The sequence below is a fragment of the Acinetobacter sp. CY73 genome (assembly GCF_059515865.1).
In genome coordinates, this window is record NZ_JCAKMZ010000027.1 from 15,524 (window position 1) to 31,309 (window position 15,786).

Consider the following 15,786-nt stretch of genomic DNA (forward strand, 5'->3'; position numbering starts at 1 on the left):
TAGTATTTTTTTAGGTCAACGTAACTGTATGAATTCTACACAAGAATGGCAAAACGTCACTTGGTTTGAAGTGGATGAGCACCAATTGGGTCAGCGCATCGACAATTTTTTGTTTTCACGTTTAAAAGGTGTGCCGAAAAGTCGTATCTATCGTTTAATTCGTGAAGGTCAAGTACGTGTCAATAAAAAACGAATTAAGCCAGAGACGAAACTCGCGATTGGTGATCAAATTCGCGTAGCTCCAATTCGTTATGAGCAAAAAGACGAATCTGCTGTGCCTGTGTCTGATAAAGTCGCTCAAAGTTTACTCAGTCGTGTAATTTATGAAGATGAAGGCTTGATGGTGGTGAATAAGCCAGCAGGGATTGCGGTACATGGTGGTAGTGGCGTGGCGTATGGTTTGATCGAGGGTTTACGTGCTGCATCAGGTAAAAAATATCTTGAGTTGATCCACCGTATTGACCGTGATACATCAGGTTTGGTAATGATTTCGAAGAAGCGTAGCACCTTGAAATTACTTCAAGATATGTTGCGTGAGCACAAAATCAAAAAGACCTATGCTGCTGTTGTTAAGGGTCAAGTGAGTCTAGATAAACAACTGATTGATGCACCTTTACACCGTTATGAACTTGCCAATGGCGAACGCCGTGTATGTGTATCTAAAGAAGGCAAAGAGTCAAAAACGCAGTGGAATGTGAAAGAGCGTTTTATGCATGCAACCTTAGTGTATGCATCACCACTTTCAGGTCGTACCCATCAGATTCGTGTGCATGGTTTAAGTATAGGTCACCCTTTAATTGGGGATGAAAAGTACGGTCATGAAACTGAATATAAAGGGCCTAAAGCACGTCGTCTATGTCTCCATGCGATGCGTCTAGATATTCCAGGTTATGCGCCAATTGAAGCACCCCTACCTGAAGATATGCAGAGTATTGTTGCGCAGCTCCGAGCGCAGAAGAAAGATAAACAGCCTACTTTATTTGAACACGATGTTGAATAAGTCATCTTAGATTGATGAATAAACTGGGATCAACCACTGAGTCAAACTGTGGAATATTTTATGCAAAAACCTGTTGAGCTGATTGTTTTTGATTGGGATGGCACTTTATTTGATTCAGTGAGTCAAATTGTAAAAAGTTTAAAATTTGCTGCTGAACAGTTTAATCAGCCTTTAACTAATGAAGCGGCTAAAAGCATTATTGGCTTAGGTTTACCTGAAGTTGCACAATTACTTTTCCCTACAGTGCCTGAATTGCATCAAGCGATTTTGCAAAGTTATTCTGACCATTATGTCAAGCATTCAACCCATGATGTTTGGTTTGATGGTGTTGCTGAAATGTTGCAGGATTTAGTAGGGCAAGGGATTCAACTCGCTGTTGCAACGGGCAAAAGCCGTAAAGGTTTAGATCGTGTTTTGGCACAAACTCAAAGCACGGATCTCTTTGTTGCAACGCGTGCTGCCAGTGAAACCAAGTCTAAACCAGATCCATTAATGCTGTCGGAAATATTGAGCGTGGTTGGCATTGAACCTGAACAAGCGATTATGGTGGGTGATACCTCTTATGATTTAGAAATGGCGCAGAACATCAACATGCCAAGAGTAGGTGTCACTTATGGTGTGCACGAGTCACATGTGTTGGAAAGGTTTAATCCGATTGCTTTAGCATCCGATGTAACGACATTACACCAGTTGTTGAATCATCAGATTAAATTGAAGGAAAGTGCTTAAATTCTTCAATGTATTCAATCAAAAAAGCCCATTCATATTGAGTGGGCTTTTTTGATTTGTGAGTATTACGAGGCATGCAAAGTTTGAAACTCAATGATTACAATCTAAGGCTTAAACTGATCAGCTCTGATTGAAATCTAAATAGAATACTTTGGAGAGTAAATCGATAAATTTTTGTACCGCTGTAGAGCTCGAATTTTTGCGATAACTGACAAACAAATCAAGCGATGGAAGTTCAACATCAAGCGGGCGAATCACCGTGTTGTTCATAGTCAGTGGTGCAATGTAACCGGGTAAAATGGTGCAACCCAAACCGATACCAATCGAGTTGATATTGAATAAAATATTATCGGCTTTTTGGACGATATTGAATTCAATGCCTTGGTCTTTGGCGAAATTTAAAATAGCATCATGTAGCATTTTAGATTGTTCATCCGATGGAATGATGAAATCAATACCATCCAATGCTTGAACTGGAATACGTTCATACTTTGCTAAAGGATGATCTTTCGGCAAGATGAAAATTAACGGTTCACGTAAGACAAATTTACTTTCAATCTCATCGGATTGGAAGTTGTCGCGTGTAAAGCTGATATCCAGCTCACCTTTTTTAATACCGCGAATTTGATCGACGTTATTTAAACTGAGTAAATCGATTTTCAGGTCAGGGTTTTGAACGCGAAGATTTGGCAAGACATAGGGGAAAATTTTCATTTCCACTACGGGAACAAAGCCAATTCGAAGTAATTGTTGTTTCGCTTGAGAGACTTGACGCGCCATGGCAACTGCTTTATCGGCTTGCGCTAGCGTTAAACGTGCTTGTTCAAGGAAAACAGCCCCTTCTTCAGTCAATTCAACTTTACGCTTTGTACGATTTAAAAGTCTTACACCTACATCTTCCTCTAGATCTTTAATTTGCTGACTTAAAGAGGGTTGAGCAGTATAGAGTCGCAGTGCGGCTTTACTAAAATTAAGCTCTTCAGCGACAGTAATAAAATATCTAAGGTGGCGCAATTCCATAAAATTCGTCCGAGTATCAAGCCGAGCATTAAGCTAAAATATCTATTACTTCGATTGAGCTCGAGTATAAACGATAAAGCACCATCTCGTAAGCTTATTATAGTATTTAGAAAATAAATGAAGCTGAGAATGGCATAGTTAATTTCATATAATTTAGGGTTCTTTTAAGCGTAATTTCCTCTCAATACAGCTATTCTTGGCTATATATCATTATTCAAACCAATATGTTTAGATTCAATCTCAATACGTATAGTTTTTATAAAACATTAAATATATTGAGAAAAACAACAAATCAACACAATAAATTAGCCGAATGATTCGCTAAAATACTGACTAAGTTGATATATATCTATATGTTGCTTTTAATACTTGATTTGACTGTTGAAATCATTTTTTTAACACAAGAGAGATTAAAAAAGGTTAAACGTGAATGAATGTCATTTGTCTGTATGAATGAGTGTTTAAAATTCTAGACATTTAAAATCATAGATACGCGTTAAACGATGTAAAACTTCGTGTATTTTCATTGGGTTCAGTTAAAGAATAGGGCGTTTAATTACTAATGTCGAAACAGAGCGAATTAAATCCATCAGCGGATTCTCGTTTGTTAACTTCGAATGTTAAAACAAAAAATTTGAAGCAGACACCAGCATTACAGTACCAAATCAAAACGATGGACTGTGTATCGCATACATGGTCTAAGCCCAATTTTAAATTTATAGCGACTGATCATCATAATGGTCAACAATTTACCAATCTGGTCGAAGCTCCAGACAAAATAGGTCGTTGGGATCTTTTAAAATGGATCATGTCACGAAAGTCTCAGACATGGACAGGGGACTTTCAAGCAGAAACGAAAGAGTTTTTTTCGACACAAAAAGCATTGCCTGAAGAGCGTCCGCTTGCACCGATGAGTGACTGGCAAATTTGGTACATTGGACATGCGACGGTTCTTATTCAAATTGGTCCTTATAATTTTTTAACTGATCCGGTTTGGGCTGAGCATGTTAGTCCAAAGCAAGGCTATGGACCTAAACGGGTGATTCCTGCGGGAATCGCTTTAGAGCAGCTTCCACAAATTCATGCGGTTTTATTGAGCCATAATCATTATGATCACATGGATTTGGCAAGTTTAACGTGGTTGCATAAGAAATTTGCAATGCCAATTTATACTGGTTTGGGGAATGGTTATTATTTGCCGAAGGCTTTCCATGTGATTGAAATGGATTGGTGGCAGTCAGCTTTATTGCATCAGTTAAGAATCGTGTATACGCCTGCACAACACGGATCAGGGCGAGGAGCGAGAGATCAGAATCTTGCACTATGGGGCGGGTTTTCGATTGTTTCGGAGCATGGACATTGTTTCTTTGCAGGGGACACAGGCTATGGACCCCATTTCAAGGAGATACAAAAGCGTCTAGGAAATCCACGTATCGCTTTACTTCCCATCGGAGCTTATGAACCTAGATCTTTACTTCGACATGTGCACATGAATCCTCAAGATGCATTCCATGCACATGTGGATTTACAAGCTCGTAGATCGTTAGCGATCCATTATCGTACGTTTCAGCTCACAGATGAGTCACGTGAGCAACCTGAATTAGATTTGCATCATGCGATGAAGAACTCATCCAAATTGATGAATCCAATGTATTGTATTCGAGAAGGTAGACGGTTGATTGTTTAATTTACTCTGAAAATGACATTCATTGAGATTAGCCAGATTGAACTAGAGCATAAAAAACCACCTTGGCAGGTGGTTTTTTATGCTTCTAAATTCTATTTAGAATTAAAGAAAACCAGGATTGTGACGACCTGGATCAGTTGCACGTGCAGCTTGTGCATCTGCTACGGTTAAACCAAGTGCTTTGGCTACACCTTCACCATAGGCTGGTTCACATGCATAACAGTTACGGATATGACGGTACTTGATGAAATCAAGTGCATCACCCATTGCACCTGCAGTGTTATCAAACAAAGCTTGTTTCTGTTCATCATTCATCAAATTGAACAATGCACGAGGTTGGCTGAAGTAATCGTTATCATCTTCCCGATAATCCCAATAATCCGCTGCACCAGAGATTTTTAGAGGTGGCTCTTTGTACTGAGGTTGCTCTTGCCATTGGTTAAAGCTGTTTGGTTCGTAATGTGGTAAAGCACCATAGTTTCCATCTACACGACCTTGGCCGTCACGACGGTTAGAGTGAACAGGACAACGAGGCGCATTGACAGGAATTTGGTAATGGTTCATGCCGACACGGTAACGTGCTGCATCAGCATAGTTAAACAGACGAGCTTGTAACATGCGGTCAGGAGAGAAGCTAATCCCTGGGACCAAGTTGCTTGGTGCAAAAACGGCTTGCTCTACATCTTGGAAGTAGTTTTCAGGGTTACGGTTGAGCTCGAACTCACCCACTTCAATCAGTGGATAATCACCTTTAGGCCATACTTTAGTGAGGTCAAATGGGTGATAAGGGACTTTTTCAGCATCGAGTTCAGGCATGATTTGAACGTACATTTTCCATTTCGGGAAATCACCGCGTTCAATTGCATCAAATAAATCTGTTTGTGAGCTTTCACGGTCTTTCGCAATGATTGCTTCCGCTTCTGCATCTGTTAAGTTCTTAATGCCTTGCTGAGTACGCATGTGGAATTTGACCCAGAAGCGCTCATTGTTGGCGTTAATAAAGCTGAATGTATGGCTACCGAAACCATGCATATGACGGTAACCATCTGGGATACCACGATCCGACATGACGATAGTGACTTGATGTAATGCTTCTGGCAGTAAAGTCCAGAAATCCCAGTTATTGGTTGCACTGCGTTTATTGGTCTTAGGATCACGTTTCACTGCTTTGTTTAAATCAGGGAATTTACGTGCATCACGAAGGAAGAATACAGGGGTATTGTTACCCACGAGATCCCAGTTACCTTCTTCAGTATAGAATTTTAAAGCAAAACCACGAATGTCGCGCTCAGCATCCGCTGCGCCGCGTTCACCAGCAACCGTTGAGAAACGGGCAAATAATTCAGTTTTTTTGCCGATTTCAGAGAAAATTTTAGCACGAGTATACTGAGTAATGTCATTGGTAACGGTAAACGTACCAAATGCACCAGAACCTTTCGCGTGCATACGACGCTCTGGAATAACTTCGCGGACAAAATTACCCAGCTTTTCATGTAACCATACATCTTGTGAAAGTAATGGGCCACGTGCGCCTGCTGTCATACTATTTTGGTTATCTACAACAGGAGCACCAGCATCAGTAGTCAAGTGGGATACAGGACATTTTTTTGAGTCATCGCTCATCGTTTATCTCCATTATTTTTTGATCATGATGATTAACAAGAATATATTCTTAAATGAAGAAATATCATTCCTATTCGATCATGACATGAACCGTTTTGTTAATTCATTTTAAAGTGACATTGTTACAATTGTTTGATTGTGCAGAGCCAATCAATATATAGAGCCAAGCTTTGACTTTAATCCTTATATCATCAATTTACAAATAGCTTTAAGTGTTTGTCATTAGAGATAATATAGATCTCTCAAGTTTTTGATTTATGATTATTAAAAAATAAATATTTCAAATAACAAGTGGTTGTAGACATGGAATATGAGAGATGAGCTTGTATAAAATTTAAGTGATGCTTTATTTGTTATTTGATTAAAATGTGAAATGTTGTTGTTTTTGATTGAAAAACGATCATTCATTAAACATTTAAAATAGTTCAGAAAATTTTGAATCATGAATTAAATGCTAGATCATTTGTGAATCAGAATTAGATTTTGTAATAGAACAAGAATCATGTTTAGAAAATCCTTTCATCTAGCCCAGATATAAAACTAAAGAGAATATTTTTCATACTGATTATTCACTAAAGCCGCATACAGCAACTTTATTTTTTTCTTATACTAGTTGCCAATAGAGCAACAATACATGTAGAGAACTGAAGATGAACGCATGGACAACGCACCAAATAAGCAATCAAGTCGATGAGCGACAAGGCTACAATCTTTATGAAACGGATCAAGTTCTTCTCGAGATGATGCGACGCTATAACAGTCGCAATGAAGCACATTTGTCTGAATTTGGGCATGCCGTGGGTACAACTGAATCTTATTTACACGCAGATTTAGCCAATACACATACACCGATCTTACATACCTTTGATGCACGTGGTCGCCGTCTAGATTTTATTGAGTTTCACCCTTCATGGCACAAATGGATGGCGCTCAATCGTAAATATGCCGTGCATGCACATCCATTTTTAAATTTTACTCAGCAAACAGGTTGGGTCGATTGGGCGGCTAAGTTTTATCTCAGTGGTCAGGTGGAATGTGGAAATCTATGTCCAAATTCGATGACACTCGGCAGTATTCCACTCATTCAAAAAGAACCTGAACTTTGGCAAAAGCTAGGCGCGAAATTACTTTCAACTGAATATGACGAAAGGGATTTGCCGATTGCACAGAAGAAATCGATTTGGATCGGTATGGGGATGACTGAAAAGCAAGGAGGTTCAGATGTTCGTGCAAATGAAACCCTCGCTGTTCCTGTTGCAGAGTCGGGGCGTGGGAAAGCTTATTTGCTCACAGGTCATAAATGGTTTTTCTCTGCACCGATGTGTGATGCACATCTGGTGGTCGCAACAACAGAGCAAGATGGTTTGGCCTGTTTCTTTGTGCCACGTTGGCTTGAAGATGGTACTAAAAATAATATTCACATTCAGCGTTTAAAAGAAAAGGTGGGTAACCGAAGTAACTCTAGTTCTGAAGTTGAATTCAAAGATGCTTGGGGCATCATGATCGGTGAAGCGGGCAGAGGAATTCCGACCATTATCGAAATGGCAAATTATACGCGTCTCACGTGCGTGGTGGGTTCAAGTGCAATGTTGAGACAGGCATTGGTCCAGTGTTTATCTTATACGCGACAGCGCAAAGCGTTTGGTCATGTATTGGCTGAGCAGCCGTTGATGCAAGCAGTCTTAACTGACTTGGCTTTGGAGACAGAGGCAGCTGTTCAGCTAAGTTTCCATCTAGCCCATTGTTATGAAAACGATGATGAATTGTGTTTGGCGTGGAAAAGAATCATGACCCCTGCTGCAAAGTTTTGGGTGTGCAAACGCACAGTGGAACTGACAGGTGAAATGATGGAAGTGTTTGGCGGCAATGGTTATGTTGACAATGGCATCATGGCACGGATATTTAAAGAAGCACCTGTGAACACGATTTGGGAAGGGTCTGGCAATGTTATGTGCTTGGATGTGCTGCGTGCGATTCAACGTGATCGTGAATCTATAGAGGTTTTATTCAGATCATTTGCTGATGTCGCATCTCAAGAACCGATTTTGCAGCAAGAGCTACAATCACTGTTTAAAATGTTTAGTTCACTGAGTGGGGATGCGTTGCAATTCAGTGCACGTCGTTTGGTTTCACGTCTGGTAGTCTTAGCTCAGGCAGTTTTACTCAAGCAATATGCACCTGATTTTGTCTCAGATGCATTTATTCAAACGCGTTATCAACCCTTTCATGGTCAAGTGGTTGGTATGCTTAACAGTGATCATATCGAGATAGATCGCATTTTAAATAGAGTGTTGAAGAATTCAATGTGAAAACACATTTCCAGATGAGTTCTGCAATGAATTTTTGATTTTATCGAAAATAGAATGGTAATGAGCGTTAACATCAAAAAATTAAAATGTAAAAGTCCTAATCTCAATGAATGAAAACTTAAGAGCGTTGAGATTAGGGCTTGTATTCATAAGTAAACAAATATTCATGAGTAAACATATTTTTATTTTAAAGGTTGTGTTTCACCTAAACCGAGACTCGATAAATCTGGGTGAAATAACGATTCATTGGTTGCTTCAGCAAGCTCAACGATATAACCCGGTGCTAATTCTAAACGTCCTTGAGCACCCATAATATTAGGGGTACGTTTTTGTAAAACAGGAATATTATTTTTCTCTGCTTTACTGTAAACCGCTTCGATATCATCGACCACAAACATGATTTTGGTTTCCTGAATAAAATCAGGCAAAGTTGCCAATTGTTCAGGCTGAATTACGACCAGTGAAACGTGGCCTAAACTCGATCTTAAGCCGACGACCATCAAATTATGATATTCCTCCAAATGGAATATATATTCTATCTCACCATTAAAGTAATCAATGTAGTTACGAATGTATTGCTGTTCTTGACCTGGCGTTAAAAACACACGCTCATAAGGACCTGAAACAAAGTGATCTGCGAAGATTGTATTTTCTATTTTACTCATGAGTTTTTCCTTCTTTTTAAGGATGAGGGGAGATAAGGCTCAGCCAAACATCGGGCTGAACCTTGACTTGTAGTCTGTTTTATTGTTAAGGATTAAGAGACGGTTGGTTTTTCAGCCAGTGGCATGCCATTGAGTAGGTAACCGCCGTCAGCTGCAACAACTTGACCTGTGACGAATGAAGCTTCATCGGAGCTAAGCCATAATGCTAAATGTGCAACTTCTAGAGGTTCAGCACCACGGTGCATCGGAGTTGCTTCACGAGAGTGCTCTTCAAAGTTTGAGATAATGGTTGCCGTTTTATCGGTCATCGGGGTAATGGTATACCCTGGAACGACAACGTTGACACGTATCCCTAAGCGGGCATATTCCATTGCAACCACTTTGCTAAGACCGATTAAACCTGATTTAGATGCAGCATATGCAGCAAGATTTGAAGCACCTGTTAATCCACCAATGGATGAGGTATTTACAATAGAACCTTGATTGCCTTTTTTCAGCATTAAACGTACTTCAGCTCGCATGAGTAAAAAGTTACTGGTTAAATTGACTGAGATAATATGATCCCAATCTTTCTTTTCTGCGTTGACAATCGGAGCATGTACGCCAGAGATGCCTGCATTGTTAAAGGCAATATCTAAGCGACCATATTTCTCTTCAATATAAGCAAGTAATGCGTCTACTTCCTGTTCATCACTGACATCCGCTTTGAAGAAATCAACTTTAAGTTGTTCTGCTTGAGCTTCTTGTTCAAGTGCTGCACCTGCTTTTTCATTGCGTGCTACACCGATTACCGTTGCACCACGTTTTGCGTATTCTAAGGCCGCTGCTTTACCAATACCTGAACTTGCGCCAGTGACCAATACGATTTTATTTTCAAATTGTTGAGTATTCATTTTTATTGTCCTGATTAAATTAAATTGTTTGAGAATGGGAGTTTTAAACCTTTTCTTGGCCATTGAACTTCATACAAACGACCTGTCGCTGAAGCTGTGATATAGGCTGTTGTTAGGTCAGAACCACCAAAACAAATGTTGGTGACAGTGGGGTCTTTGAGGGGCACTTCGAAGAAATCAATCACTTCACCTTGTGGTGAGATGGTGGTAATGCCGCCTTTGGGCATTGTTGCGACACTGACATTGCCCTCAGCATCAACTGCAAGTGAATCGAAGAATGTAAAACCGCCTAGACCAATCAACAGTTGAGCACCTTTTTCAAGATTAAGTTCACCAGTCCCTTTGACTTCCCACCACCAAATACGTCCGGTAATGGTTTCTGCGATGTAAACACGTTTGCCATCAGGTGAAAGACCGACACCATTGGGGGTAAACAGAGGGCTGACTAAACGTTTGACTGAACTTCCATCGAGTCGACCATAACTGAGTGCACCTAAGTCCATATCATGTTCACGGCGCTGACCGTGATCAGTGAAATAAAAACCACCTTGTCCATCCATAATTAAATCGTTGGGGGCGAGAATCGGACCATCTTCGTAATGTGTATATAAGTCGCTGACGATGCCTTCAGCAGAAACGATTTGGATACGTCCACCAATGAAATTTTCAGGTTGTGGTCCTGGAGCAATTAAACCGTCATGTTCTTCCCAAGACATGCCACCATTGTTGGCTAGATACACGGTATTATCTGGGCCGAGTGCTGCACCATTGGGTGCACCTTGAACAATTGCGATAACTTTTTGTTCACCATTCGGATAGAGTCTTTTCAATTGCTGGCTTTTGAGTTCTACCACGAGTACAGAGCCATCTTCTAAAGCGACTGGACCTTCAGGAAATTCCAAATGCTCAGCAAATACTTTGAATTCCATATTATTCTCCTGCGTTTATTATTCTCATGTGTTGATTGAGTACATTTTTGACAGTTTGTACTCAGTGATGTGATTTATTTTTTATTCAGAAGTTTGATCAAAAACTAAAACGCTTTTGCCACGAGTATGACCATTCAGGATGTCATCATAAGCTTTGGCAGCTTCGCTGAATGGGTATTCACGGCTCACCACCCAACTAAAACGACCATCAGCAACACGATCAACAACGTATTTTAAATTAGACGGTTTTTTCTTCACCCAAACGGCTTGTATTTTGGAAGAAGACAGTTTTCGACCTGCTGTTGATCCCATGAAACCACCAGACTTCACTGTGGTTAACGAGGCCTGAGTCGCGTCTTCATTTCCGGCCAAATCGATAGATGCATCAAAAGGCTCAGGGTGTACTTCTTTTAAACGTTCAACTAATCCTTCGCCGTAAAAGACAGGCGTTGCACCCAATTCTTTTAAATAATCCTGATTTTTGGCAGATGCGGTTGCAACAACATTCATTCCTTTTTCTTTGGCCAATTGAACCGTAATTGAACCTACACCACCTGAAGCACCGTGAATAAGGAGTGATTTAACAGGACCCATTTCATCTAAAATGGTCATCGCAGTCTGTGCAACACCTGCCAAAGTTCCAGCAGTTGACCAATCGAGATTTTTAGGCTTAGCAACAAGAAAACTAACCGGTACGTCAATCACTGAGGCATGGGTAAAACCACCACCTGAACCTAATACTTCATCGCCAACTTTCCATTGGGATTGTTGTCCGTCTATATCGATGATGACACCTGCATATTCAGTACCAAAGGCTTGAGGCATTTCTGCATGTTTAAACTCGCCTGTCATACGACGCGCATCAATTGGGTTAATACCTGCGGCTTTAACTTGGATACGTGCCATGCCAGCTGCTAAAGGAGGGAGATTTGTTTCAGCGATTTCTAAAACATCAGCTTGTCCATAACGACGTGCGATTAGAATTTTACTTTTCATTATGATTTATCCTTTATTGAATAATTGAGTGTTTAAATTTTCAAGGGATATTTGAATTGTAGTCTGTACAAATAGAATGAGAAGAGTTAAAAATAAGCATCATTATTCCAAAAACGATACAGATAAGAGTTTAAAAAGATGGATCTCAATAGCTTAAAAATATTTCGAGATGTGGTGAGTGCAGGGGGATATTCAGCGGCACATCGTCAGACAGGACAGTCCAGAGCGACTTTAAGTCGACACATCAATAATTTAGAACAGGCTCTTTGTTCTCGGTTGATTGAGCGGAGTACCCGAAGTTTCCGCTTAACAGAGCAAGGTCAAATTTTGTATGACCGCTGTGTAGAAATTTTTGCGCAAGTCGATCATGCCTTAATGACAGTAGAACATTTGCAACATGAGCCAAATGGTTTAGTCCGTATTGCTATTCCACCTTCGTTATTACATTTCCATTTACTCGGTGACGAAATTTTGCGTTATATGGAAATGTATCCTAAGGTAAATATTCATATAGAGGCATCCAACCGTCCAGTCGATGTGCATAATGAAAATGTAGATTTTGTGATTCGTGCCAGAACAAATCTAGATTATCCTTTAGATTATGTGCCTGTATTATTAGCAAAAATGAATTTATTGCTTGTTGCACATCCAAAGTGGAAAGATAAACTTCATGGCAATTTAGATGAGATATTAAGTCAAGTTCCTGTGATCGCTTGGAAGGCAAATGGTGAATATGCCTATTGGCAATTGATTCATAAGGTGACTGGTCAGACCATGCAATATAAGACTCAGCCTAAACTCATTGTGGACGATATGGATATGATGCGTGAAGCTATTTTGAAAGGCTTAGGGATTGCTGTGATTCCACAAGTTTATGTGTATGAAGACTTAGCATTAGGGCGGTTGGTACAACTCGAAGTTGAGGCTGAGCCTGCTCAAAGTTTGATTCATGCGGTGCATTTAGGGCAACGAGGCATGCGACCTGCGGTGAGACATCTTTTAGATTGGTTAAAACAAGCAACCGAGAATTTGCGTTAAAACAAACCTGATTCTATAACAAACCTGATTCTATTAAGTTATTGATGATTTAAAGTAGATTTTAGAGATGGTAAACACACCGTTATCTAAGACCACATTGCTTGTTCATCCTTTTTAAGGATGTATACTATTTTTAGATCGTGTTTCTCCCTTGAAAAGTACAATTTCTATATCAAATAAACACTCGTTTTTTGAAAAGTGGTGCTTGTAAATTGTACAAATAGGCGTAATATCATCATCCACATCTATAAGTGGGTGTATTCAAAAAGGTGAAATGAAATGGCAAAGAAAAAAGCGTTGCCAGAAGTTGTGATTCACAACTTTGTGGCGAAACACATGCATGAAGTCAATAAAAGCCAAGTGTTTGTAGACCGTAAGAAAGATGCAAAACGCGGGTATAGCAAGCACAAAAAAGGGAGATATTCGAATGATTATCTCCCTTTTTTAATGTTTGTCACTTTAACTTTATTCAGCTTTAAATTACTAAGCTTTAAGTTATTCAGTCGTAAATTATTAGCCGCTCAGCATACGGTTTGATTTCACCATATCCGCTAAACCGTGATGTTTGAAATAATATTCCATCCAGCTTTTCACAATCAATGGATTGTTCATCTGAACCACTTCTTCTAATAATTTTTCCGCATCGGTCATTGGCACATGACAAATTGCTTTTCTTACACGCAGAATATTACTCGAACTCATTGAAAGTGTATTAAAGCCCATCGCCATCAGTAAGATTGCTGAAAGTGGATCACCTGCCATTTCTCCGCAAATACTAATCGGCTTTTCATATTTATGGCATTCCCGCACCAAGCGTTGTAATACACGTAGAACAGACGGATGGAAATGAGAATAGACACTAGATACACGTGGGTTATTACGATCAACTGCGAGTAAATACTGAATTAGATCGTTTGATCCAACAGAGAAGAAATCGACCAATTCAGCAAATTCACCAATCTGTAAAAGCACACTCGGTACTTCAACCATGATGCCGATTTTAGGTTTATTAATTTTGACTTGTTCTTCTTCTTGAACGGCAATCCAGTCACGCTCAAGTAAATATAAAGCCTCTTCAACTTCGCTGACACTGGTCACCATCGGTAACAAGATATGCAGATTGTTTAGTCCAATACTGGCTTTAAGCATGGCACGAATTTGCGCAGAGAAAATTTCAGGGTGATCGAGGGTAAAACGAATACCACGCCAGCCCAATGCGGAGTTTTCTTCTTCAATTTGGAAATAGGGTAAGTCTTTATCTGCGCCAATATCGAGGGTGCGCATGACCACCGGTTTATTGGCAAAGTGACTGAGTTGTTGGCGGTAAATTGCACGTTGCTCTTCTTCACCGGGGAAGCGGTCACGCAACATGAATGGGATTTCTGAGCGATATAAACCCACACCTTTCGCACCGCGTTGTACACCACGGACTACATCAATCATCAGACCAGTATTGACATACAACTTGACTGCAACACCGTCGGGTGTAATGGCATCTTTGGTTTCGTATTGTTTTAAATCTTTGGCGATTTGTTCTTCTTCTTTTTGAATCTCTTTATAACGTTGACGTAGTCGTCGAGGTGGATTGACGAATACACGCCCTTGGTAGGCATCGACAATCATTTCAGCATCATCAAGCGAATTCACAGGAAGTTCGGTCACCCCAACAACAGTGGGAATCCCGAGCGCACGAGCTACAATCACCATGTGCGAATTGGCAGCGCCTTCTGTCGTGACAATCGCAGCGATCTTATCGACAGGCAACTCAACTAAAGCAGCAGTACTGATTTCTTCACCGACCAAGATACTGTCGGCACTCAATTCACGATGACTCGAGTCTGCTTCTTGAAGTGAAGCCAGAATACGACGCCCCAAATCCTTTAAATCCGCGACACGTTCACGTAAGTAGTCATCTTCCATTTGTGCAAAAAGGGCAATATGACGATCAATCACATGCTTGACCGCACCTTGAGCCCAGTTACCATCACGGATGATATCTTTGATTTCGGCAGGGAGTGCATTTTCATCCAACATACGAAGGAATACGCTAAATAGCGCGCGCTCTTCTGACATGAGAGAATCTTGCATCTTTTCATCGAGCGAACGAATCTCTTCACGTACCGAGTCTACAGCTTGATCTAGAAGTTCGAGTTCTTCACTGATGTCTTCAGCTTCACGATCTGGAACAGCAGCCAAATCCGCAGGCGGATACAAGATCAACGCGCGACCGAGCGCTATACCACCTGCACCTGATGAACCTTGGAAAGTTTTATAGGTTGGAGAGTTGGACGGTTTGCGAAATACATCAATATTGCCAACAGCATGGGCATGCGCAATCACCCCTGAAAGTTGAGCACACAGTGTTACAAGGAAAGATTCCGCTGCTTCACTAAAATCTTGTGGTTCAGTGTTTTGAACCACAAGTACACCCATGACTTTTCGGCGATACATCACTGGAACGCCTAAGAATGAGTTATAGATTTCTTCACCTGTTTCGGGGAAATAGGCAAATCGCTCATGTTTGAAGGCATTTTCAATATTGACAATTTCTTCACGCTGACCGACCAATCCGACTAAACCTTCACCCAGTTGCAATGAAACATTGCCGACTGAATCAGGATTTAAGCCTTTGGTTGCCATGAGCACAAAACGTTGATTTCGTTCATCAAGTAAATAAATAGAGCACACATCAACATGCATCGCTTTAGAAATCTGATTGACCATAATTTCTAAAGATTCATGCAAACTCACGGATGCATTGATCTCTTGGACAATGCGCCGTAAAGAGTCTAGTTGCATGTTCGACATGAAGATGTGCTCCTTTAATAGATTAAAGTGTCTAATTATTCAAAATATAACAGTTTAAAGCGCTCAATTTGAATTGAGTCACTGATTAA

12 protein-coding genes and 1 pseudogene are annotated in these 15,786 nt (G+C 40.3%); 6 read left to right on the forward strand and 7 right to left on the reverse strand.

Translation table 11 applies throughout. The features are described from left to right. Window positions 1-28: 28 nt before the first annotated feature. Window positions 29-1,000, forward strand: a complete 972-nt coding sequence (locus AC5YD2_RS12420) for an RluA family pseudouridine synthase (RefSeq protein ID WP_496126636.1) — start codon at window positions 29-31, stop codon at window positions 998-1,000. Window positions 1,001-1,060: 60 nt separating this feature from the next. Next, window positions 1,061-1,729, forward strand: coding sequence for an HAD family hydrolase (locus tag AC5YD2_RS12425; RefSeq protein ID WP_496126637.1), 669 nt, complete (start codon window positions 1,061-1,063; stop codon window positions 1,727-1,729). A gap of 120 nt (window positions 1,730-1,849) precedes the next feature. On the opposite strand, the gene hcaR is transcribed toward AC5YD2_RS12425, so the two are convergent. Continuing rightward, the gene (gene hcaR / locus AC5YD2_RS12430) at window positions 1,850-2,749 is read right to left on the reverse strand and encodes a DNA-binding transcriptional regulator HcaR (RefSeq protein ID WP_496126638.1); all 900 of its coding nucleotides are present in this window, start codon (window positions 2,747-2,749) and stop codon (window positions 1,850-1,852) included. Between the two features lie 562 nt (window positions 2,750-3,311). Here hcaR and AC5YD2_RS12435 point away from each other — a divergent pair. Beyond that, window positions 3,312-4,436: an MBL fold metallo-hydrolase gene (locus tag AC5YD2_RS12435; protein ID WP_496126639.1), complete on the forward strand. Its 1,125-nt coding sequence runs from the start codon at window positions 3,312-3,314 to the stop codon at window positions 4,434-4,436. 102 nt (window positions 4,437-4,538) lie between these two features. Here AC5YD2_RS12435 and AC5YD2_RS12440 read toward each other — a convergent pair whose 3' ends face one another. Beyond that, complete coding sequence (locus AC5YD2_RS12440; RefSeq protein WP_496126640.1) at window positions 4,539-6,059, reverse strand: catalase; 1,521 nt, start codon at window positions 6,057-6,059, stop codon at window positions 4,539-4,541. Window positions 6,060-6,709: 650 nt separating this feature from the next. Here AC5YD2_RS12440 and AC5YD2_RS12445 point away from each other — a divergent pair. Beyond that, complete coding sequence (locus tag AC5YD2_RS12445; RefSeq protein ID WP_496126641.1) at window positions 6,710-8,368, forward strand: acyl-CoA dehydrogenase family protein; 1,659 nt, start codon at window positions 6,710-6,712, stop codon at window positions 8,366-8,368. A gap of 182 nt (window positions 8,369-8,550) precedes the next feature. Here AC5YD2_RS12445 and AC5YD2_RS12450 read toward each other — a convergent pair whose 3' ends face one another. The 4 genes from AC5YD2_RS12450 to AC5YD2_RS12465 form a co-directional block, all read right to left on the reverse strand. Next, window positions 8,551-9,033 carry a hypothetical protein gene (locus AC5YD2_RS12450; RefSeq protein ID WP_496126642.1) on the reverse strand — a complete coding sequence of 161 codons (483 nt, stop codon included), beginning with the start codon at window positions 9,031-9,033 and terminating at the stop codon, window positions 8,551-8,553. 92 nt (window positions 9,034-9,125) lie between these two features. Next, window positions 9,126-9,926, reverse strand: coding sequence for an SDR family NAD(P)-dependent oxidoreductase (locus AC5YD2_RS12455; protein WP_496126644.1), 801 nt, complete (start codon window positions 9,924-9,926; stop codon window positions 9,126-9,128). 14 nt (window positions 9,927-9,940) lie between these two features. Further along, window positions 9,941-10,855 carry an SMP-30/gluconolactonase/LRE family protein gene (locus AC5YD2_RS12460; RefSeq protein ID WP_496126645.1) on the reverse strand — a complete coding sequence of 305 codons (915 nt, stop codon included), beginning with the start codon at window positions 10,853-10,855 and terminating at the stop codon, window positions 9,941-9,943. Window positions 10,856-10,936: 81 nt separating this feature from the next. Beyond that, window positions 10,937-11,851 carry an NADP-dependent oxidoreductase gene (locus tag AC5YD2_RS12465; protein WP_496126646.1) on the reverse strand — a complete coding sequence of 305 codons (915 nt, stop codon included), beginning with the start codon at window positions 11,849-11,851 and terminating at the stop codon, window positions 10,937-10,939. Between the two features lie 138 nt (window positions 11,852-11,989). Here AC5YD2_RS12465 and AC5YD2_RS12470 point away from each other — a divergent pair, with 138 nt between their 5' ends. Both AC5YD2_RS12470 and AC5YD2_RS12475 read left to right on the forward strand, forming a co-directional pair. Next, window positions 11,990-12,889 (forward strand): LysR substrate-binding domain-containing protein, encoded by a 900-nt coding sequence (locus tag AC5YD2_RS12470; protein WP_496126647.1) that lies wholly within the window; start codon window positions 11,990-11,992, stop codon window positions 12,887-12,889. Between the two features lie 279 nt (window positions 12,890-13,168). Further along, a pseudogene (locus AC5YD2_RS12475) lies at window positions 13,169-13,339 on the forward strand (DUF7230 family protein); the annotation flags it as partial. Between the two features lie 63 nt (window positions 13,340-13,402). Here the strand turns inward: AC5YD2_RS12475 and ptsP are convergent. After that, window positions 13,403-15,697: a phosphoenolpyruvate--protein phosphotransferase gene (gene ptsP / locus AC5YD2_RS12480; RefSeq protein ID WP_496126648.1), complete on the reverse strand. Its 2,295-nt coding sequence runs from the start codon at window positions 15,695-15,697 to the stop codon at window positions 13,403-13,405. Between the last annotated feature and the right edge of the window lie 89 nt (window positions 15,698-15,786).